At 70.5% G+C, this 20,538-nt stretch carries 16 protein-coding genes and 1 CRISPR repeat array (1 of these 17 cut by a window edge); of the genes, 5 read left to right on the forward strand and 11 right to left on the reverse strand.

Going from position 1 to position 20,538, the window contains the following annotated elements; translation table 11 throughout:
• Positions 1-323: a CRISPR direct-repeat array (repeat unit 29 nt; unit sequence GGGAACAGCCCCGCACGCGCGGGGACGAC); it begins 743 nt to the left of the window's first position.
• A 113-nt stretch (positions 324-436) separates the two neighbouring features.
• From cas2e to AB0G74_RS11130, 10 genes are all read right to left on the reverse strand, one after another.
• Positions 437-799, reverse strand: a complete 363-nt coding sequence (gene cas2e, locus AB0G74_RS11085) for a type I-E CRISPR-associated endoribonuclease Cas2e (protein ID WP_361143361.1) — start codon at positions 797-799, stop codon at positions 437-439.
• Complete coding sequence (gene cas1e / locus AB0G74_RS11090; protein ID WP_361143364.1) at positions 796-1,743, reverse strand: type I-E CRISPR-associated endonuclease Cas1e; 948 nt, start codon at positions 1,741-1,743, stop codon at positions 796-798. The genes cas2e and cas1e overlap by 4 nt, the downstream gene beginning before the upstream one ends.
• Complete coding sequence (cas6e, locus tag AB0G74_RS11095; protein WP_361143367.1) at positions 1,740-2,465, reverse strand: type I-E CRISPR-associated protein Cas6/Cse3/CasE; 726 nt, start codon at positions 2,463-2,465, stop codon at positions 1,740-1,742. The genes cas1e and cas6e overlap by 4 nt, the downstream gene beginning before the upstream one ends.
• Entirely contained in the window at positions 2,465-3,211 is a 747-nt protein-coding gene (cas5e, locus tag AB0G74_RS11100; protein WP_361143370.1) for a type I-E CRISPR-associated protein Cas5/CasD, read from the reverse strand. Before cas5e ends, cas6e begins: the two co-directional genes overlap by 1 nt.
• Positions 3,208-4,410: a type I-E CRISPR-associated protein Cas7/Cse4/CasC gene (gene cas7e, locus AB0G74_RS11105; RefSeq protein ID WP_361143373.1), complete on the reverse strand. Its 1,203-nt coding sequence runs from the start codon at positions 4,408-4,410 to the stop codon at positions 3,208-3,210. Before cas7e ends, cas5e begins: the two co-directional genes overlap by 4 nt.
• A 73-nt stretch (positions 4,411-4,483) precedes the next feature.
• Positions 4,484-5,239, reverse strand: coding sequence for a type I-E CRISPR-associated protein Cse2/CasB (gene casB / locus AB0G74_RS11110; RefSeq protein ID WP_361143376.1), 756 nt, complete (start codon positions 5,237-5,239; stop codon positions 4,484-4,486).
• A 34-nt stretch (positions 5,240-5,273) separates the two neighbouring features.
• Positions 5,274-10,007: a type I-E CRISPR-associated protein Cse1/CasA gene (gene casA / locus AB0G74_RS11115; protein WP_361143379.1), complete on the reverse strand. Its 4,734-nt coding sequence runs from the start codon at positions 10,005-10,007 to the stop codon at positions 5,274-5,276.
• A 111-nt stretch (positions 10,008-10,118) separates the two neighbouring features.
• On the reverse strand, positions 10,119-10,304 hold the full coding sequence (locus AB0G74_RS11120; protein ID WP_361143382.1) for a hypothetical protein: 186 nt from the start codon (positions 10,302-10,304) through the stop codon (positions 10,119-10,121).
• Between the two features lie 143 nt (positions 10,305-10,447).
• Positions 10,448-11,755: a DUF1152 domain-containing protein gene (locus AB0G74_RS11125; RefSeq protein ID WP_361143498.1), complete on the reverse strand. Its 1,308-nt coding sequence runs from the start codon at positions 11,753-11,755 to the stop codon at positions 10,448-10,450.
• A 130-nt stretch (positions 11,756-11,885) separates the two neighbouring features.
• A complete protein-coding gene (locus tag AB0G74_RS11130; protein ID WP_361143385.1) occupies positions 11,886-12,314 on the reverse strand; it encodes a hypothetical protein in 429 nt (142 codons plus the stop codon).
• Positions 12,315-12,650: 336 nt separating this feature from the next.
• Here AB0G74_RS11130 and AB0G74_RS11135 point away from each other — a divergent pair, with 336 nt between their 5' ends.
• The 5 genes from AB0G74_RS11135 to AB0G74_RS11155 all read left to right on the forward strand — a co-directional run bounded on the left by AB0G74_RS11135 (position 12,651) and on the right by AB0G74_RS11155 (position 18,260).
• Positions 12,651-14,723: a TerD family protein gene (locus AB0G74_RS11135; RefSeq protein ID WP_361143388.1), complete on the forward strand. Its 2,073-nt coding sequence runs from the start codon at positions 12,651-12,653 to the stop codon at positions 14,721-14,723.
• A 284-nt stretch (positions 14,724-15,007) separates the two neighbouring features.
• Positions 15,008-15,496 carry a hypothetical protein gene (locus AB0G74_RS11140; RefSeq protein ID WP_361143390.1) on the forward strand — a complete coding sequence of 163 codons (489 nt, stop codon included), beginning with the start codon at positions 15,008-15,010 and terminating at the stop codon, positions 15,494-15,496.
• A gap of 250 nt (positions 15,497-15,746) precedes the next feature.
• A complete protein-coding gene (locus AB0G74_RS11145) occupies positions 15,747-16,304 on the forward strand; it encodes a toxin (protein ID WP_361143393.1) in 558 nt (185 codons plus the stop codon).
• Positions 16,305-16,386: 82 nt separating this feature from the next.
• A complete protein-coding gene (locus tag AB0G74_RS11150; protein ID WP_361143396.1) occupies positions 16,387-17,637 on the forward strand; it encodes an MAB_1171c family putative transporter in 1,251 nt (416 codons plus the stop codon).
• Positions 17,638-17,711: 74 nt separating this feature from the next.
• On the forward strand, positions 17,712-18,260 hold the full coding sequence (locus AB0G74_RS11155) for a hypothetical protein (RefSeq protein WP_361143501.1): 549 nt from the start codon (positions 17,712-17,714) through the stop codon (positions 18,258-18,260).
• Here the strand turns inward: AB0G74_RS11155 and AB0G74_RS11160 are convergent.
• A complete protein-coding gene (locus AB0G74_RS11160) occupies positions 18,253-20,238 on the reverse strand; it encodes a HEAT repeat domain-containing protein (RefSeq protein WP_361143398.1) in 1,986 nt (661 codons plus the stop codon). The genes AB0G74_RS11155 and AB0G74_RS11160 overlap by 8 nt on opposite strands.
• Positions 20,239-20,538 lie beyond the last annotated feature (300 nt).

A 20,538-nucleotide genomic window follows, 5' to 3' on the forward strand; every position in this document is an offset into this window, starting at 1 on the left:
CGCACGCGCGGGGACGACAACGCCGCTTGGAGCGGGGTACCTGTTATGTGGGGAACAGCCCCGCACGCGCGGGGACGACCGCTGCCGAAGTGGAGCTTGTCACCGAAGAGGAGGAACAGCCCCGCACGCGCGGGGACGACCCGGGGTGTTGGTGGCCCCGGGGGCGAGTGCCGGGAACAGCCCCGCACGCGCGGGGACGACGCCTTCAGGCCATCCTTGCGCTCGCTTGCCCGGGGAACAGCCCCGCACGCGCGGGGACGACGCGGCCTCGGCGAGTAGCTGCAGCAGTGCGTCGGGAACAGCCCCGCACGCGCGGGGACGACACTCGCCCACCTGCGGTTTTACGGGCGGTGAGAGTGGTTTTTAATTACTTCCGCAGATCTCGACCTAACGGGCCTATCGGAAGTTTCATCTCTAAAGGTTCCTTGAGTCATGTCTACCTTCCTCCGAATCTCCGGCGCTTGGCCGCCTTGCTCCAGCCCGACTGCGGACTCCGAGGCGCTGGGGTTCGTTTCTGAGGCGCGTCGGGGTTCGGGCGGCGGATCAGGGTCAGGCCCTCGTGGTCGACGGGGTGCCAGGCGTGGTCGTGGGTGTGGAAGGTGAAGCCCTGTTCGTTGTCGGATTGTTGGACCATGAGCGCGCGGCCCTTGTCCGCGTACTGGCGGACTTCTTCCCACAGGACGTCACGGACTCGGGCCGAGGGGGACCCTACGAAGACGCCGGCGGAGATCTCCAGCAGCCATCGGGTCAGGAAGCCGCGAAGCCCGGAGGGGCAGTTGGCGAGGACGATGACGATCACCAGATCGGCTCGTCACCGTAGTTGCGGCCGCTGGTGACGTGCAGGCCGCCGTCGGACTGGAGGGTCATGTTGTCCTGGCCGTCGGCCTCGTCGCGGCTGTCGTCGTAGCGGAGGAGCCGCTGGATGTCGCGTACGCAGCGGTCGAGCAGACCGGTTTCGTTGATTCGGTCCCGGAGGGCCCGGCGGGTGCGGGACGCCATGTCTTCCTCGCCCTCGGCCGCCGCGTCGAACGCCGCCGGTATGGCGACGTCGGTCTTGTACAGGTCCGCGATATCCATGACGAAGGAGCGTTCATTGCCCGAGTGCACAAAGCCCAGCGCCGGTGAGCAGCCGATTGCGGCGACGACCGCGTGGGCGATGCCGTACATGCACTGGGCCGCCGCGGTGATGCCCTGGTTGGGGGCGTCACCGGCCGAGAAGTCGTTCCGGTCGTACTCGCGGCGCTTCCACGGGACACCGGTGCGGGCCGATTCGCGGCGGTAGCACTCCTTCATCCGGCTGCCTTCCATGCCGAGGAGTTCCTGCCGGGTCTTGCCGGACGGGTCCTCGCCGGGGAAGCGGAGGGAGTACATCGCCCGAGCGACCTCCAGCCGGGTGCGCCGGTTCGCCCAGGCCGTCGCCTGGGCCTCGGCCAGACCGGACGAGCGGTTGAGTGCCCTTCCGCCCGCGTAGAAACGCACCCCTTGTTCCCCGACCCATACCACCGAGGCCCCGCACTCGCCGAGGACGGCCATCGCCTGGTGGGTGATGCGCGTGCCCGGACCCAACAGCAGGGTTCCGATGGTCGCGGACGGGATGTGGGTGACGCCGTCGGCGTCCGTGGCGGTGATGGCGTTGTCATCGCGGTGTACGGTGCACCGCTCCAGGTAGACGAAGGAGAGCCGGTCCCCGACCCGGGTGAGTTCCCGGGGCGACGGGGCGCCGCGGCGGCTGACCGTACTCATCGGTCTCCCAACGGGGCCAGGGTCATCAGTCCGCACCCGTACGCCTTGGCCTTGCCGAGCCCTTCGGTGAGGGTACGGCGGAGCAGGCCGGGATCGGTGACCGTCAGCCGCCCGTCGAAGGTGACCCGGGTGATACGGACATCCGGTACGGACCGCTGCGCGGGCGCGCGGCGGAATTGGAGCGGCTGGTAGTCCCGGACGATCAGCTCGTACTCGTCGCCGTGTTCGGTCAACCGCCGCTCGACGGGCTTCTCCACGACGGCGAAGCCGGCCGCCTGCTGCCGCTGGATCAGCCAGCCCAGCTGGTGACGGGGGGTGACATGGGGTGCGCGTCTCGTCCGGGCGCCCTTCTCGTCCTGGGGTCTGCGGATGTTGTGTACGGGGTTGGCGGTGAGCCGGAAGCCCCAGGTGTCGCCCTTGCGGAGGGCGTCGAGGAACTCTCCGTAGGCGAATGTGTTCCAGCCCGGGGTGTCCAGTGTCGGCCAGCCCGCCTGCTCGACCAGATGGGTCAGGTCGGGGCGGGTGGGGCTGACGACGAACAGTTCCGGCCTGTCCTGGGGGCGGCCTCGATCGACCCGCCACAGGACGCGGGGGCCCTGGCCTTCGCGGTCCGGGAGTTCGGGAAAGGCCATGTTCACAGCGCCGTGCATGAGATGCGGCGAGCCGAGCAGCCGACGGGCCTCCGGGCGGCCCGTGTTGAAGCGGAATTGTGTCAGGTACATCAGGAGGTCCTCGGTGGCTCGTGCCCCGCGAGCGGGAGACCGGCCGTCGGGTCATGGGCCGGTACCTTGGGAGTAGGCGCGGATTCCGCGCGGGGCGGGGTGGCGACATCGCCGGTCCGGACCCCTCGCAGCCCGTACTGGCGGTGTCGCGGATCGAAACTCAGCGGCGCGTCCCGGATGGTGATGTCCGGCCGCTCGCCGGACCGGCTGTCGATGAGTACGTCCAGTTCCGGCGTCGCGGCCGCCCCGCCGGGTCGTCTTGCGTAGTACTTGGACACCTGCCACGGGGTGGTCCGCAGCGCGTCCTCCAGTGGTACGTCTTCCGGGGGACCCATGGTGATGGGCCGGGACGGCGGACAGGAGCGACGGCCCAGATACGGCAGGAAGACCGGGGCGAGCAGTGCTTCGTACAGACGCTGAAGGAAGGCCGTCTCGCCCTCCACACCCGCCAGGAACACCGCGTCCGCGAGATAGAACCGCTCGGACAGCGGCATCGCCTTCCCGGAGTCGGCGTGGTGCGCGGTCTGGAAGTCCCGCAGCCGCGTGCCGGGCTGGTCGATCCGGACCCCGAACCGGAGGGCGGCCAGATCGGAGAGGTCCGCCGTCCGGGGCCGTCCCTGGGCCGCCGCCAGGAGGCCCAGGACGCCGCTCTTGGTCGGCGCGTTCTCCGTACCGCGCCGGGTGAAGCGGGAGGCGGAGCCCCATGACTGGAGCGGTCCCGCGAGCCGTAGCAGCAGTGTGCTCATGCCCCGTCCCGCAGTTGACGGCTGACCGCGTCCTCCACATCCTTCACCAGCTGGGCCCGTGTCACCTCGGTACCGAGGTTCGCGAGCGCGTCCGTCTCCGGGCCGACCCGCAGGACCCAGCTCGGGACGTCTGCCCCGTCGCCGTACTGCTTCTCCAGATCGGGGACATAGCCGGCGAGCCGTTCGCAGCTCGCCCGCATGAAGCCGCCGTCCTTGCCCTGGCGTACCGGCTGCTCGAAGGCGCCGACGAAGCTGATGGGCCGACTCGTCCGCAGCTTGACGATGACGGCGGCGGGCAGGGTGTGGTGGCCGAAGGTGTTGATCTTCCCGGTGGGGAGTGAGGTGATGAATGCCTCGACGAATGCCCCCACCGCCTTCTCCGCCGGTGTCGGCGCGGACTCGTCGTCGTCCAGACCCGAGCCGAGGTTCTTGTGCAGCTCATTGACGTCGACCGCCGCGTAGCGGTAGAGCGTCGCGGAGTTGAAGTCGATCGAGCCGATCATTCCGGCACCGGACTCGTGGTCCTCGTTCTTGTCGTCCACGGCGGTGAAGTAGTCGGACTCGATCTCGCTCTTGTGGACCCCGATGGCATGAGCCACCTGGGTAGCCGCGTCCACATTGAGATCGGCGGAGTCGGCGACCATCCGGCCGAAGAGGGCGATATCCACGGAATGCCGGGTGTTGACGGCCTGGCGGGCCTTCGCCTTGTTCTCCCGGTCCTTGAAGAAGGTCTTCAGCTCGTTGAGGTCCCCGTCCGGGCTCGCCTCCACGGCCAGGGCGGCCAGGGTGTCGAGCTGCCGACTGCTGAGGAACATCAGATACGAGGACTCCGGCGCCGCCTTGTCCTCGGTGTCGCCGTCCTTCGCCTTCCGCTTGGGCACCTCCATCTTGGAGTTGGTCGCCGTCTGCATCAGCTCGGCGGACAGCTTGACGGCGTCGGCGTCTTCGAGGGACTTGTTCAACTCCTTGATCCGGTCGGCCAGGACTTCGGCGACCTTCTTCGTCCGGACGCCCAACGCGGAGGAGGGCAGCAACTCCTCGAAAGTGTTACGGGTGGCGCGCTTCCATGCCTGGCTGGAGACCCGCGCCCGCCGCACCCCCCCGTACACGGCGGACTTGGGGCTGCCCGTGTCGTCACGGTTCAGATTGCTGGGGGGCACCGACTGAAGAATGTGGATGTCGATGATGGTTCGCGCCACCGGTGGTTCCCTTCATTTCATCGTTGTGCGGTGGTGAATGGTCTGTGCGTGCCGGATCAGGCGGTCGGCCGGACTACTCTCCGGAGTCGTGGTCGTCGCCCGGGAGATCGCCTTCCTTCTCTCCGGAGGTCCCGGTGTCCCCGTCTCGCCTGGCCGGTACGACGTGGAAGTCGCGGCCCCAGGAACGGCGTACCTCGGACCGCTCTTCCTCGTCCTGCCAGCGGAAGAGCTGGTCGGCGAGGAGCCCGTAGTCCAGCGACACCCGCGCGCCACGCAGCAGCAGGACCATCTCGCGCAGCCGGACGGCGAGTACGTCGTACGACGTGGAGGTGCCGATTCTGACGAAGCGCTTGCGGAGGGATTCGTTCAGCTCATCGTTGGCCCGCCCCTGCCGAGCGGGTTTCTCGTCGTCTCCGGCGCCGTTCGGGTTGGCCTTTGTCACCGCCAGGTGGCGGACCGCCCGGCCGAGTCCCCACCCCGGTCGGTGCATGTTGTCGTCGTAGACGGACTGCTGGTGCAGCGCCCACAGGGTGACGGCGAGATGAACCGCTTCCTCTTCCCTCAGGTCCCGGTCCTCGTCCCGGCCACGTCCGGACTCCTCGGCCCGTACGGTGACCAGGTCCTCCAGGCCGTCGATGCCCCAGCTGTCCGGGGAATCGTGAACGGCGCGCCCCGCCTCGCGCCGCAGCCGGGCGAGTACCGCCACGGCGGCCGGATTGTCATTGCGATACCGGTGCTGGAGCCGGGTGATACAGCGGACCGTTGCCTTGCCGGGGGAGCTCAACTCCCCTTTGCGCGCCTCCGGCGCAGGCTGATCGGTCGTGGTCATGAGGCGGCCTCCGCCCAGTCGTCATCGGTCGTCGTCAGTCGTCATCGGTGGGGTGCGGGTCGCTTCCCCCGGGCCGGCCTCCGGTCAGGCCGAGTACCTTCGTCAGCCGTCTCTTGAAGATCAGCTCCGCCCGGGCGTCATTGATCCAGTGCTGACCGGATCCGGGGGCGTCCACCATTCGTCCTTCGGCCGCCGCCGGGCCCGTCGAGTCGAGCAGTCCCCGGCTGAGCCCGCTGATCCGGGCCCGTACGGTCCGCTGCCAATCCCTCCGGGCCGACTGGAGGTCGGTGGGCGGGATCAGACCGGCCAGCCATCTCCGGTACGGCCCGTCCAGGGCGCCGAAGCCGAGATCGCGCGCCGCGTCGACGGCCGAGGCGGGGTCCGAGCCGACGGCCCGGGCGAGGTCTCCGGCGAGGTGGCCGAGTGCCATGACGGCGCCCTCGGCGTCTTGTACGGCGTCCGTCGCGGTCGCGCCGTACTCCGGGTTCTCCTCGTGCAGCAGGACCACCGGCATGGCGAGGGTGTCGTCGACCATCTCGTCGACCACGGACTGCTGGGTGCCGTACACGGCTCCGACGAGCCGGACTCTGATCAGTTTGTTCGGCTCCAGCTCCCCTTCCGTGGTGAGCATCGCGAACCACCGGACCACCCCGGAGGCCAGGGCGTTCTGCGGCTCGCCCGCCGACCCTGCCACCTCGGAGGCCCGGGACGGCAGCAGCGCGGCCAGCCCCCGCCAGGCCGCCCGGCTCGGGTCGTGCTGCCGTGGCATATAGACCGGGGAGCGGCCCTGCTTCTTCTCCTGGACCGGGCTCCGCCGCCAGCCGGTCATGGGCTCGGTCTGCCAGTGCACATGGGGGACGAGGGGATCGCCGTAACCGAGGACGACCCCGGTGACCTCGCCCTCCCCGGTGTGCAGCCGGGCCCGCCGGGACTGCCAGGTGTAGAGGTCCCGCAGGCCGCCCGGCTGTCGTCCGGCGGGCTCCTCGGGCGCCGCCCCGGGTGGGGTACGCCGCCAGACCGGCAGGTCCGCGGGCCCGGCGCCCTCACCGAATGTGATGACGTCGCGCTCGGCGAGGGCGATCAGATTCAGCAGCAGCGTCTCGTGCAGGTTGTCGCCTTCCGCGAAGACGCCACCGAGGTTCCCGGCGGAGCCGACACCCAGCGGATAGACCTTTCCGGCCTTCGCCCGGCTGTCGCCCCTCATGGCGGACTTGATGCCGGACGGGTCGTAGGCGTGGGCATGGACCAGCCAGCGGGCTGCCTCCGCGTACGAGAGCCGGTCCACGCCAGGGCGGCGCATGGCGAAGAACGGATCCCCGTTCGGTACGTCGGCCACGATCCGGTTGAGGGACGAGATCTCGTCCTTCTCCGTCTTCAGATCACCGACCTGGAAGAACGGTGTCGTCGGATGCAGCAGATCGAAGCGGTCGAGGTGCGCGTCGAGATAGCCCGGCACCGGGGCGAACGGATCCGCCGACCGCCACAGCTCGCCCCAGTCCTCCAGCTCGGCCGGGCCGTCCACGGCGTCGTAGAGGATTGCCAGCAGCAGCCGGAGCAGGGCCAGTTCCTGTGTGGGTACGTCACCCACGAGCCTGCGGAGATCCCTGGCCCGGGCGAAGACGTCCCGTACGGACAGCTCGCCGGTGCTGCCGTCGTGGAACTGGACGGGCAGCCAGGGCTGGGCGGTGAGGTCGAAGGACGGCGGTCCGGGCGGCATCGCGACGGGCACGGACTTCGCGACGGGGTTCACCTCATCCGTGCCAAGGCCGGCCGTCGTAATGCCTGAGAAAGTGTCTTCCTGCTCCGGCCGTTCATGTTCGCCGTCCTCTCCCGTGCCGTCCGCGGAACGCTTGGCCTCGACCGCGTCGGCGGACGACACCCGCAGTCCGTCCTCGCGGCTGTACCTGATGTCAAAGCCTGACAGGCGGGTCTGACAGTCCTCGTCGAGAACCAGCAGCAACTCCCCGGCCAGCCAGGGGCATTCCTTGGTCTGCCAGGCCGGGACGACGAATCTCTCCAGCTCGGCGATGGTCCGGTCGACGAGCCAGGGCCGGGTGAACTGCCATGGGAGGGTGATCGCGCTCGCCGCCACGGCCTCCGCGGCCCGTCGGCTCGGCGGGAAGTCGGTCGGCAGCTCCAGGCCGCCCCGCCCGTCCGCCAGCCACGGCACGGTCGTCAGCCGACCGCTCCGCAGCCGCCGTACGACCAGCACCTCCAGGGTCTCCTCGGAGTCCCGGACCTGCGCCCGGCCCTTCGGGCTGTCGTCGGCGTCCCCGACCCCCGCACCCAGCCAGCTGTACACGGGCCGCCCCGCGCGGCGTACCGGGGCGAGGAGGAAGGCTTCGGCCTTGCCGCGCTTCTCGGCGAGAAGCCGCCGATGGTCGTCCCGGGCCGATTCCATCACCCCGGCCCACTCGTCGGGGCCCAACGGCTGATCCCCGTATGCGGCCTGCACCAGCGGACTGATGTGATCGGGCAGAACGAGCGGCGCGCCGTCGAGATGGGGGCCGAGCGCGGCCAGGGCCCGGAGCAGCGTGTGCTCCCCGTAGACGGAACGCGATCCCCGCACCGGCTCCGGCGGGCCGTCGCCGCTCCAGTCCACCCCGGTCACCAGACAGCGCGCCGTCGCGAGCCGCGCGGGCCGGGAACGCGGATGCCGGTGCAGCCGCCCCATCCGCTGGAGCACGAGATCCACCGGCGCCAGATCCGTGACGAGCAGATCGAAGTCCACATCGAGGGACTGCTCGACCACCTGGCTGGCCACCACCACATGCGGTCCGGCGGGCCGGTCGCCGCCGGGACCGAACCGCTCCCGCAGCAGGGTGTCCTTGACCGCGCGGTCGGCGGCGAGGAAGCGGGAGTGCGTGACCGTGACCTGCCCGTCCCCGAACCGCTCCCGCAGCACATCGGCCGTCCGCAGGACGCGGTCCACGGTGTTGCGGACGACCAGGGCACAGCCGCCGTCCGCCAGCTCCACCGCCAGCCGGTCGGCCAGCAGCGCCGGATCGTCGTCCAGCCGTTCCAGTACGACTTCGGTACGGCGCCCGGAGGCGGCGGCGGGCCGTGCGACGAGGGCCGGGGCGCCGGGTGCGACGGCGGTGATCAGAGGGTACGTACGGTCCGTCGGATCAGCTGCCTCGACCGCGTCGAGATCGCCGCCGTCCGGTCCGGCATAGGCGGCGGCCAGAGCCCGTCGACGCTCGGCCGGAAGTGTGGCGGAGAGCAGGACGACGGGGACGCGATAGGCCGACAGCCACTCAAGTACGCGGTCCAGGTAGCGGCTCATATAGGCGTCGTACGCGTGCACCTCGTCGATGATCACGACCTTGCCCGCCACCGCGAGATGCCGCAGGGCCAGATGTCGGCTCTTGAGCCCCGCAAAGAGGACCTGATCGATGGTGCCCACCGCGAAGGAGGCGAGTAGGGACTTCTTGCGACCCCGCAGCCAATGGTGGGCGTGCAGTTCCGCGGGGCCCGGACGAGTGTTCCGTACCCGGTCGACCTTGTCCGGCTGATCGAGGTCGATGGCCGCGAGGGTGCGACTGCCCTCGCGCAGAAGACCCGACCAGATGTCGTTGAGCGCGGCCTTCGCATGGGCCAGCACGATCGACCGGGGTCCTTCAATGGGCAGATGCTCCAGCCAGCTGATCAGCCGGGGGAACATCGCGTCGCCGGTGGCCCGGGTCGGGAGGGCCACCAGACAGCCCCCGGCACCCGTCCGGGCGGCCAGAATCTCCGCTGCGGCAAATGCGGCTTCTGTCTTTCCTTCTCCCATAGGTGCCTCGATCACCAGCAGACCGGCGGCGGGCATCCGGCGCGCCATCCGCACGGCCTCTTCCTGGACCGGCCTGATGACCGCCGTCTCCGGCAGCTCGAAGCGGTCCGCGAAAAGCCGGTCCGCTGACTGCTCCGGCTCGACCGGCGCCCAAGGCCCCGGCAGATCGAGCCCCGCCCAGGCGGCCCCTAGCCGACGGGCCTCACCGGTGGGCCCGTTGGGCAGCCAGGAGTTCGGATCGTAGGGGAACAACTCCGTCGAGCTGGCGATCCAGTCGGAGACGATCACCACCGCCGTGACAAGTACTTGTACGGTCTGCGGCAGCCGAACCGCGCCCCACGCCCCGAGCCGTTCCGTCACTCCGGTCAGCTCGGCGCACCCGTCCATCAACTCGTGCTGTACGGAGCGCCATCGGGCCTCACTACCGCCCGGGTGCCGCAGCAGACGGGGACGGGCCTGGAGATCGTGGATCTGCTGATGCTCGGGCGGCGTACCGTGATGCCCGCCCGCGACGACCGCGAACGCCCCGGAGGTCCGGGTGGCCATCCCGTACCGTTCGAGCAGCCACTCCTGGAGGAGGAGCTGGCCCGCCAGCCCGTGCGGCGCGATCCGGCGATCGGGGCCGTACTCCTTGGCGGAGAGCATGCCGAGACCGGCGGCACGCATCGCGTCGGCGAGCGGATCCACCTGACAGGAGAAAACCGGCGAAGCCTTTCCGACGTCGTGGACACCGGCAAGGAACGTGACCAGCAGCCGTGCGTCCGATTCCCCACTGGGGAGCGCTTCGGCGATGAGTTTCCTGACGTTCTCCGGCAACCACTCGTCGAACAGCTTTCCCGCCACGGCGGCGCTGTCCGTCATATGCCGCCACAGCGGCAACCAGTCGTCGGTCTTCCGGTCGTGCTTCGCCCAGACCGTCCGGGCGGCCGGGGACAACTTCGAGAAGGGGGCCGCGTCGGCGGATCGCGTCGACGGCAGGGGCGCGTGCGGCATGACTGAGCCCATTTCAGGGGTGCGTTGACCGTATGCGGAGGCGGGGGTGGGCTTCGGCGGCCCACCCGGAGGTCCGGTGCCGAACGGAGCGGCACCGGACGCGGGGCGGCGTCAGACCGTACGACGCCGGAAGCCCGGCCGCGCGATGACCACGACCACGATCACCACGGCGCCCCACACCCACGGCGCGAGGGCGGGAGGAGCGGCAGGGGAGACGGCGAGCAGCGCCATGAGCAGCACATGCCGTCTGGCGGAGGGCTGCGGAGGTTGAGGAGGAGGTTGTTCCGTGGTACCCATGAGATGTTCCTGTTCAGGCTTGATGGGCCGGTAGGGACACGCCGGGTCCGGCTCCTCTCGGTGCAACGAGAGGGCATAGCGGACCCGGCTTCTGCGTCTGTACGGCGGTGCGCCACGGGGGCGACTGCCGACGTGCCGCCACGCTAGTCCATCCGAGAGCGCGTGGCGCACGCATCGAAATGCGCCTGTTTGGCGTGGAGTTGGGGACAGTGACAGACCTCAGTTGTTGGTTCACGTGACTGAGGCCGCGACCAAGCTGACCTACACTCAACCCCGCGCGTACGGGGATCACGGCGACACGGACAGCCCTCAGGGGCCACCCCCCGCACACGCGGGGGAACCTCGGCACGCGTCCCGGACCCTACGACACCCCACCCCCGCCCCGCAGCGGTTCCCCGGAACTCGACCCTCCTGCGGCCGCCCCGGCAGATCAGCCACAACGGCGCCACGTACTGCCCGGGCCGGTACCGGATCAGCAGCGCCTTCAGGGGCTCCCGGTGTTCCCCCGGCAACCCCAGGGCCTCCGTCATTCGCCGGACGGTGGTGTGGCTGATCTGCCGGGCGCGGACGCCCTGTTCGAAGTCGGTGACGCGGTCCAGTACGTCGCCGCGGTCCAGCGGGCGTACGGGCGCGGACCGGAGCCGGGACGCCTTGGTGCACTCGTAGTCGATCTCCGAGAAGCCGATGGTCTCGCAGCTCAGCGTCTCCGCCTCGGTGAGGGTGCGGGTCCGGGCGACCGTGCGTGCCAGGGTGCTGCGAGCGAAGGCCACGGCCGGGTCGTCGGCGTGGACCGTGGAGCCCTCGTCGGTGAGGGGAACGGGGAGTCCGGCGTCGCGGACCTCGCACCGGCCGCGTACGCCCCGGGCCGTGGCCGCGAGCATGGCCGCCGCCTCGGAGGGGCGCCGCTCCAGCACACCGGCTCCCCCGACGTCGTCGGGGGAGAGGGTGAGGACGTTCCGGCCGAGCAGGGGGTACAGCTCCCCGACCGTGAGTTCCCCGTCCAGCCCGGGTCCGGCGAGGAGTAGCCGTACGTCGGCGTCCAGCCGAGGGCACGCGGCCAGTACTAGTGCGTCCGCCAAGGGGCTTCGTAGGGTGGCCTCGTCGCCCCAGGCGAGGATGTCGCCGCCGACGTCCAGTCTGTCGATCGACTCCGGCCGCAGTAGCTCGACCACCTCGGTGAGCTGCCGGAGCACGCCTTCGGCGCCGTACCGGGGATCGATCAGTCCGATCGTCTGCCGGACCTCCAGGGCCAGCCGGGGGAGTGTGGAGTCTGCGGGCGGCACCGGGCGGCTCTCCGCCGTGACGACGAAGACGTTCGGGGTGAGCGTGGTCAGGCCGGTGAAGTCGGCCGGGCTCCGTGGGCCGGGCAGCGGGTCGATCAGCAGCCGGTCCCATGCGTAGGTGAGAACGATCGCGGGGTTCCCGCTGCCGTACAGGGCGGCGTCGACCATCACGGCGGCGACCGCGTCGCCGCCACCGCCCGACCGCCCGCCGCCACGATCAACCGCGTCGCCCTGCCAGGGTACGGTTCCCCGGCCGGGGAGGCCGGTGTGGCGCCATGGAGGTGAGGCGCCCGGCCGACTACTGCGGTTCCGGAGCGGACGTGTCCCGCGTGACGTTGAACGTGAGACCGGAGAAGTCCCGGCCCAGGACGACCGGACCGTTCTGGGTTCCGCCGCTGATGGTGTTGTGGACCACGGCCTCCGGCTCCGACTCGGCCCGCCTCCGCCAATCCTCCAGCAGTACGCGGAACTCTCCGTCCAGGGCCGCTCGCACACCGAGGGCCGTGGCCAGCGCCTGCGCCCGCAGCGGATCGGCCGGGTCGCTCTCCAGAGCTGCGATCTCCGACTCGCCCGAGCTGATCTGCGGCGCCGCGTCAGCGTCTTCGGCGGACCCCCGCCGGAACGGGCGTCGTACCAGTTCGGTGAGTCCCTGCCACGTCTGGCGCCCGGCCTCACTGCCGAGGCCGCCCGCCAGAGCTGCGAGAGCGGCCGCGGTGATCGGATCCATGGGGTCCCCCTCGATCGGCGTCGATTCCATCCACCATAGGACCGCGGCTCGGGATGTACGGGGCGTACGGGCGGCTCTTACGCGATCGGGACACAGGCGTCCTCACATCACCGGCCACGAGCGCGTCGGCCCTTGAAAGTACCGCCGGTTACGGAACGGGCCGCTCCACGGTACGCCCGACCATCACATGGTCAACTTTTCGCCCCGTGCGCCTCCTTATGACTCCTCGGCTGCGCTAGGTTCGAGCATGCGCGCTGAGTGTGCGCGGCGTGACGGAAAGAGATGGCGGGGGCCGCTCGGGCGGGTCCGCCACCGCCCATATGTCCGGGGGGTCATATGCAGGAGATGTGCAAGGGGGCCAATGTCGCCCTGGCGGCGCTGAGCGAGGACAGCGGTGGTGTCATCGTAAGTCTGAGCTGGAGCAGCGCGGAGGGGGACGGCGACGCGGATGTGTCGGTCCTGCTCCTGGACGACGGCGGCAAGGTCCGGGGCGACGCGGACTTCTACTTCTACAACCATCCGGCCGCCGAGGACGGCAGCGTTCAGCTGCTGGGCAAGACGCCGACCGACAGCGGGAGCGAGGACCGCATCAGCCTCGATCTGACCGCGGTACCGGGGGACGTCGCCCGTATCGTGGTCGCCGCCAGCCGGTACGAAGGCGCCAGGTTCGGCGATCTCCACGACATCCGGCTGACCCTGGCCGACCGGGCGAACGAGGTTCTGCTGGGCTTCTCCATCGTCGACGCGACCGTGGAGACGGCCTTCGTCTTCGGCGAGTTGTACCGGCGCGGCGAGGAGTGGAAGTTCCGGGCGGTGGGGCAGGGGTACGAGAGCGGCCTGGCCGGTCTCGCCACCGACTTCGGTATCGACATCGCCGATGAAGCCGAGCAAGTCGAGGAAACCGACGGTGCCGCCGGTACGGAGACCCCGCAGGCGGTGGCCACCGTACCGGCACAGCCGTCCACCGCCGAGGCCACCGCGGACCCGGCCCCGGCCCCGGACCAGGCCCCGGCCGCGGAGCCCGCACCAGAACCGGCCGCGCAGAAGCCCCCGGCGCCCCGTACCTCCGGGACCCGTACGGTGAAGAAGAAGGTCACCCTCCCCAAGGTGGCCAAGAAGTCCCTCGCCGAGAACGACTCGTGGCGGCCGGCCCGGCTCTTCCCCGTACCGACCCTGCGGAGCGACAAGGAGCGGGAGTTGCGGGCCACGTCCGTACTGCTGTCGGTGATGGCGCAGGTCCCGGAGTTCGGACGCCGTCTCACGGCCGGATTCGGGGCGCCCGCCGGGCGGATGCAGACCTTCACCGAGGTCTCCCTGCCCCACGGGGACAGCCCCCGGCGGCCGGACGGGGTGATCCGTGTGGAGCGGGCGGGGAAGCTGTGGACGGCGCTGGTCGAGACGAAGACCAACGGCAATCAGCTCAAGTCCGAACAGGTCCAGGACTATATGGACATCGCGGCCCGGCGTGGCTACGAGGCCGTGATCACCCTCTCGAACGACGTGGCGCTCGAAGGCAGTCCGCTGGTCGACGTCAAGATCGACGGGCGGCGGAAGCACAAGGTCGCGCTCTGGCACCTGTCCTGGGCGGAGGTGGCGCACCAGGCCCAGATGCTGATCCGGCACGAGGGTGTCGGCAACGCCGCGCACGCCTGGCTGCTTCAGGAGCTGCTGCACTACCTCCAGCACGAGAACTCCGGCTGCCACGGCTTCCAGAACATGGGCCCGGCGTGGGTCCCGGTCCGCAACGGCATCGAGACGGAGACCCTCTCCCAGGGGGATCCGCGCGCCGTCCAGGTGGTGGCGAGCTGGGAGCAGCTCGTACGGCAGATCTGTCTCCGGCTGGGCGGTGAGCTGGGCCAGAAGGCCCTGCCCGTACAGCGCGTCAGCCGCGGCGCCGATCCGGCCGCCCGGCGGGCCCTGCTCGCCGACCGGCTCTGCGGCGAGGGCCGGTTGACCTCGGAGCTGCGGATCGACGGCACCCCGGGTGTCTTCACGATCACCGCCGATCTGCGGACCGCGAAGCTGCGGACGTCCGTGGATGTTCCGGTACCCGAGGGCGGCTATCCGCTGACCTCGGCGAAGCGGCTGATTCGTACGCTCGCCGAGGCTCCGGCGGACCTCCATGTGGAGACGCTGGTGGAGACCGGCAACGGGCCCCGGGGCACGCTGGAGCGGCTACGGCCCGAGCCGGGCGATCTGCTGCCCCGGGACGGCGCGGCGATCACCGGGTTCCGGCTCTCGCTCTTCAAGGGCATGGGCGGGACGAGGGGCGCCACGGAATCGGGTTTCATCCGGAGCGTCGACGCCGCCGTGGACCGCTTCTACGGGACGGTCGTCGCCCAGCTCGGGCCCTTCGAACGCCGTCAGCCGCGCCGCGCCCAGACCGCCGATCCGGCGCCGTCCGGCTGACCCCGGCCGCACAGTCGGGGCGCCCACCGATGTCGTGGGTGCGCTGTGGAACGGTTTCTGACGGGCTGGCATACTGCACGGGTGTAGCCCTTCGCGCATCCCCCGTCGCGAAGGGCTACACCTGCTTCGGCCGCGTGCCGGGGCGGATCGGCGCGCGGAAGATAAGCACGGACAGGGGACTCCCCTGTGGCCCCCTGGCCGTGTTTTTTGTAGTTAACAGTGGCGTAGAGTGTTTGTGCAAGCCGGACACTTGCGCCGGTCAAGAGGTGAACATAGGTAACCGGATGGACATCGGCGAAGAACGCGCACCTGAACTGCGGACGTTGCGGCAGAAGGTCGAGTACATGCTGGAGAAGACCTTCCCGGGCCAGAAGGTCTCCGGGCGGACCTTCGCCGAGCTGGTCAAGGAGCGCGGCGGGTCCCTCTCCCACAGCTACTTCTCGAACATCCTGGCCGGCAAGGTCACCCAGCCCTCCGAGGAGATCCTCAAGGCGCTCGGGCTGGGCTTCGGTGTGGACTGGCGGTTCTTCAAGGAGGAGTCGGAGGTCGTCGGTGACGTGGTCGCCGGGCTCCAGTTCCTCGCCAAGCGGCGTACCGGCGAGATCGGCGGCGTGGCGGCCCGGGGGGCCGACGAGGACGGGCTGCCCGCGGAGCTGCTGGAGTTCGCCCTCTCCCTGCTCGCGGACACCAAGGCCGGGCCGAAAACCGACGACGCGGAGAACGGCGGTACGGGGGGCGGCGGGACGGGGAACGGCGAGACCGGGCGCCCCTGACGGACTGCCCCGTACGCCCCGAAGTGCGTGAAGGTGCCCCGCGCGCCAGGCCCTCCGTGTTTCCCGGCGCGCCCAGGCGTTCCCCACCTTTCATGATCCCCATTGCCTCCAGGTCCCCGGATCCCCGGATCCCCGCATTCTCCACGTTTCCCTGCGGACTCCGGCACATGCTGATCCGTACAAGCGACCGGTTTTGGCTAGACTCGGCGCCGCATGCGTCGCACGCGTGATGACGACCAAGAGGCCCCCCATGTCCCTGCGTGAACTGCGCAAAGAGTGTGAAGCCGGACTAGCCGACCTCCCCATACCCGCCCCCTTCAGCATCGAAGAACTGGTCGCGAACATGGAGGCCGCCCGCGGCCGAACCATCGTGCTCCAGGAATTGCCCGAGCGACTGGCACGAGTCAACGCGGCCTGCGGCCTCCGGCTCAAGTCCGGTACCACCAGTTATGTCCTCTATCGGCGGCGCCCCACCGCGTACCAGACCCAGCATGTGATCCTGCACGAGCTGTGCCACGAGTGGTTCGACCACGGCACCAGCCTCGACGCCGACCAGTTGCGCGCGCTGCTGCCGGTCTTCGACACATCGCTGATCAAACGGGTTCTCGCCTCCGACTCCGTCCAGGCCAGGGCCCAGTACGACACCCACGACGAGCGGATCGCCGAATTCGGCGCCTCCCTCATCCCGCGCATGGCCAGAGACGTGACCAGCGACGACATGGTCGGACGGCTGGCGAACTCCCTCTCCCGGCCGGTCGCCCACCGGCGCCGCGCCTTCTCCCCCCGTACGCTGTTCCGCCGCTCGTAGCGCCACCGGTGAGCACCCCCGCCGAGCTCACCGGCACCGGCCACACCCCCCACCCTGCCCGCAGAACACCGAGGAACTAGATGTGACCGCGCTCGACTTCGCCGGCTATCTCGTCGCCGGTCTGATGACCGCCGTCGCCCTGTGGCGGATGCCGGCCGCGCTCTGGGGCGACGAGGAGGACAAGCGCCGCCGCGCCCTGTGGGGGTGTTACGCGGGCTTCGCCATCGCCCTGTGGACCAAGACCCATGTGGTCCGGACCGCCCTCAACGACAGCCCCGTCGTGGACCTCGGGGTGCTGATCAAGCACTACACCTCCACCCTCGCCATCCTCGCGATCCTCAGCTACATCGTCGCCATCTACGGCCACTTCCCGAAGGACGGGGTCATCCCCCGCCATGTCCGGTTCGCCCGGATCGTTCAGCGGGTGGCGACCAAGGCGTCCGTGGTCACCCTGATCCTGCTGACCGTGCTCTTCTTCACGGTGGTGGACCGCTCGGAGCCGACGGACCGGTTCGTCTCCGAACACGCGGGCCAGTGGGGCGCCACCCTCTATATGAGCGTCTTCTACCTCTACTTGGGTGCCGCGTCCGCCGTCTGCGCCTACCAATGGGCGCTGGCCACCGCCGATACCCGGGTCCGTCATCTGCGGATCGGCCTCGGCATGATGACCTTCGCGATGTTCATCGGCGTCGGCTACACCCTCAGCCGGACCGGGTTCCTGTGGATCAGCGTGATCGACCAGCCCGGCGAGAGCTTCGCGCTCACCTTCGACAAGATCACCGAGGCGGCGCAGGTCGTCCTCTTCGCCTTCTTCGCGATCGGCGCCTCCATCCCCGCCTTCAGCAAGGGCTGGCGGCGGGTCCGGCTGTGGCGGGCCCAGATGAACCTCCACCCCCTCTGGCGCGAGCTGATGACGGCCTTCCCCGACCAGCCGTTCGCCCCGCCGGCCTCCCTCGCCCGGGAGATGACCCGCTTCGACACCCCCGCCGACCTGCGGGTCGACCGCTGGGCGGCCGATATCGCGGACGCGGTCGAGAAACTGCGCCACTACGTCCCCGATACGCTGCTGGCCGCCGCCAAGGAGGCCGCCGCGAACGAGGGTACGGACCCCGGGCGGACCGACTCCCTCGCCGACGCCCACTGGATCAAGGCGGCCCTGGTCGCCAAGGCCGAGGGCGCGCCCGCCGGGAAGGCCGCCGCCTTCGACACCAGGCCCGCCACCGACCAGGACGGCGAAGTCGCCTGGCTGGTACGGGTGGCCGCCGCCTACAAGACCATTCCCGAACAGCGGACCCGGCTGGTCCTGCGAACGTCCCTGGAGCGCGGCGCGTGAACAACACCACCACCACCACCGTTGTCACGACCACGACCACGACCACGACCAGCGTTGCCACCACCACGGCCCGGATCGTCACCGACGTCCTCCAGCCCCGCAATGCCCTCCTCGCGGGCATGCTCGGCATCGGCCTGGCCGCGGCGGACCACTGGACCGGCCTGCTCTGGGGCTTCCTCGGCGCCCTCTGCGCCGGACTGATACCGGCCGGCTACATCGAATGGGAGCGCAAGCGCGGCACCTGGGGCGACCGCCATGTCGTCGACCGTACCCAGCGGGCCCCGATCTTCTTCGTCATCCTCGGCTCCGTCGGCACCGGCTCCCTGATCATGCTGGTCGGCGACGCGCCCACGCCCATCCTGATCGCCATGCTGGGCCTCTGGGCCATGACCATCGGACTGCTCGCGGTCAACACGGTCTGGAAGATCTCGGTCGACGCGGCGGTGGCCTCGGCGGTGGTGGTCCTGCTGGCCGTGGTCCACTCCCCGTGGTGGCTATTCGCCTACACCCTCACGATCGCGATGTGCTGGTCCCGGGTCGCCCTGAGCTATCACACGGTCGCCCAGACGGTGGCGGGCGCGTCGCTCGGGGTGGCGACCTCGGCGGGGTTCCTCCTCACCTGACCCGTTCCGCCGCGCGAAGCAACTCGCCGACGGCGGTACGGATGCTCTCGTCCTGGAGGAAGCCGCGCCAGCCGCCGTTGGAGCGCAGCCGCCGGTCATGGTCGGCCAGTTCGCGCAGCGGGTACGCGGCGGTCCGGGCGGCCGGTCCGATCCGGGTCAGGTGCCGTACGGCGGGCAGCATGACGGGTTGGCAGATATCGTCGGCCAGCCCCTGTACGACCGTGGCCAGGACGGGGACGGCGCGTTCGGTGTCACCGGTGGCGGCCCACAGGGCGTGCGCGGCCTCGACCCGGATCCAGGGGTCGGTATCGGTGGTCAGCGCGGCGAGCCGGTCCGCGAGGGGTGCGGCGTACGTCCCGAGGTCGGCGATTCGGCGCAGCTCCGGATGGCGGTACCGCCGCTCGGTGACGGTACGGCCGAGCAGTTCGACGGCCGGTCCGGGTTCGCCGCCGACCTTCCAGTACGCCCAGGCCGCGAGTTCCCGGTCCGATGCGTCGCCGGTACGCGACCGGAGCAGCAGCCGCTTCCGCGCGTCGCGCCCCGCCGTACCGATTCCGGCCAGGGCGGTCGCCGCCGGGGCCCAGGTCCGGTCGTCCTCCAGCAGCCCGAGCAGGGACGGCACCGCGGCTTCGGCCGCGGGCCCCCAGTCGGCGAGCAGCCCGCAGAGGCGGTGGAGCGAAGGCCCGTCCATGGCGGTACGGAGCCGGTCGCCGATCGCCGGAAGCAGCGACTCCGCGTGGTCTCGGAGGACACCCAGGACCTCGTCGAGTGCGGGGAGGACGGCAAGGTGCAGATCCGAGGCCGGATAGTGGACCGAAGCCGACGCGAAGCCGGGTCGGGTGCCGTTGATCAGTTCGATCACACCGGGCAGACACCGTGGGTCGTTCATCCGGGCCAGGGCCCACAGGGCGCCGTCGCCGACGGTCTCCTCCGTACGGTTGGAGCGCGTGGCGGTATCGGACAGCAGGCCGGCGACCTCGTCCGCGTACCCGGCGGCGTCCGTCCCCGAACAGGCCAGCAACTCGACGGCCCGGAACCGGACCTCGGGTACGGGATCGGCCAGCCGCGCGACGAGGGACGGCAGCAGGGCGGGGGCCGGTGAACGCCACCGGGAGAGCAGCACGCCCGCCTGCCCCAGGGCGCCGATCCGCTGTTCGTCGTCGTCATGGTCGGCCAGCAACCCTTGTACGAAGGCGGGATCGGGCCCGGGCATCAGCCCTCCGGTCCAGGACTGCACACCCCGTACCCCGGTCTGGATGGAGCTGGTGTGCCGCCACAACTCGGCACTCGGGTCGCGAACCGCTCCGAGTACGGTGCCCAGCCGCCGCGCGGGCAGCCCCGGATCGCCCGGCGCCAGCGCGTGCACCGCCGCCAACCGCGTCTGCGGCTCCGGGGCGTCGAGCAGCCCGTGCAGCAACCCGGATACCTCGTCACCGCACACCCCGACCGGCGCCCGCCGTACGGCCTGCCCGAGGGCGAGCACCAATTCGAGCCGGGCCGCCGGATCGCCCTCCGCCTCCCAGGCCCGCAGCAGCCCGGGAAGTACCAGCTCACCGGGGCTCCCGCAGGCCCCGAGCACATCGGCGGCTGCCCGCCGGACCTCCGGCTCGGGATCGTCCAGCAGCCGCGACACCTCGGGCAGAGCCCGCTCCCAGGCCGCCGCCCACCCCTGATCGAGAAACCGCTCCTCGATCTGCCCGGCCTCCGCCGCCAGCATGGACACCAGCTCCAGCAACGCCCGCCGACTCGGCACCTGCGGCTCCGCCGCCAGCCGCACCACGAACGGCAACGCGGCCGAGGCGGCGGAACAGATCCAGCCGCCCTGGTGGAAGAGGAGATTGAGCAACTCGTCGGCAGCGACGTTCGCATCCCTGACCTCGGGCCCGGCACACCGCCGCAGCAGCCCCGGCACGTCCTCGGCCGACCCGTAATTGTGCTTCAGCCGACCCCAGCCGACCGCGTCCATCCCCACCCACATGCCCGCGACCCTACGGCCTCCGCCGGACATGTCGGCCGAATATTGTCCTACTGCGTAGCGTCGCAGGTCTCGCAACGACTCACGGCCACTCGCTCGGTGTTCCCTCCGGTGCCCCGAAGCGGACTGGACGGCGAGAGCCGCCGCCAGGCCCCGGGCGAGGGCGCGAGCACCCAGCCGTAGCGCGGCGGCCGGATGTCGCCCGGGATGATGTGCGTACACCCCGGCAGATGAGCCTTGCCGCTGGCATGAATGATGATCGATGCGGCGGGCCAGTCGTCCCATTCCGCGCCGACGGCCACG

The sequence above is a fragment of the Streptomyces sp. NPDC020875 genome (assembly GCF_040641415.1).
Classification (GTDB): Bacteria; Actinomycetota; Actinomycetes; order Streptomycetales; family Streptomycetaceae; genus Streptomyces.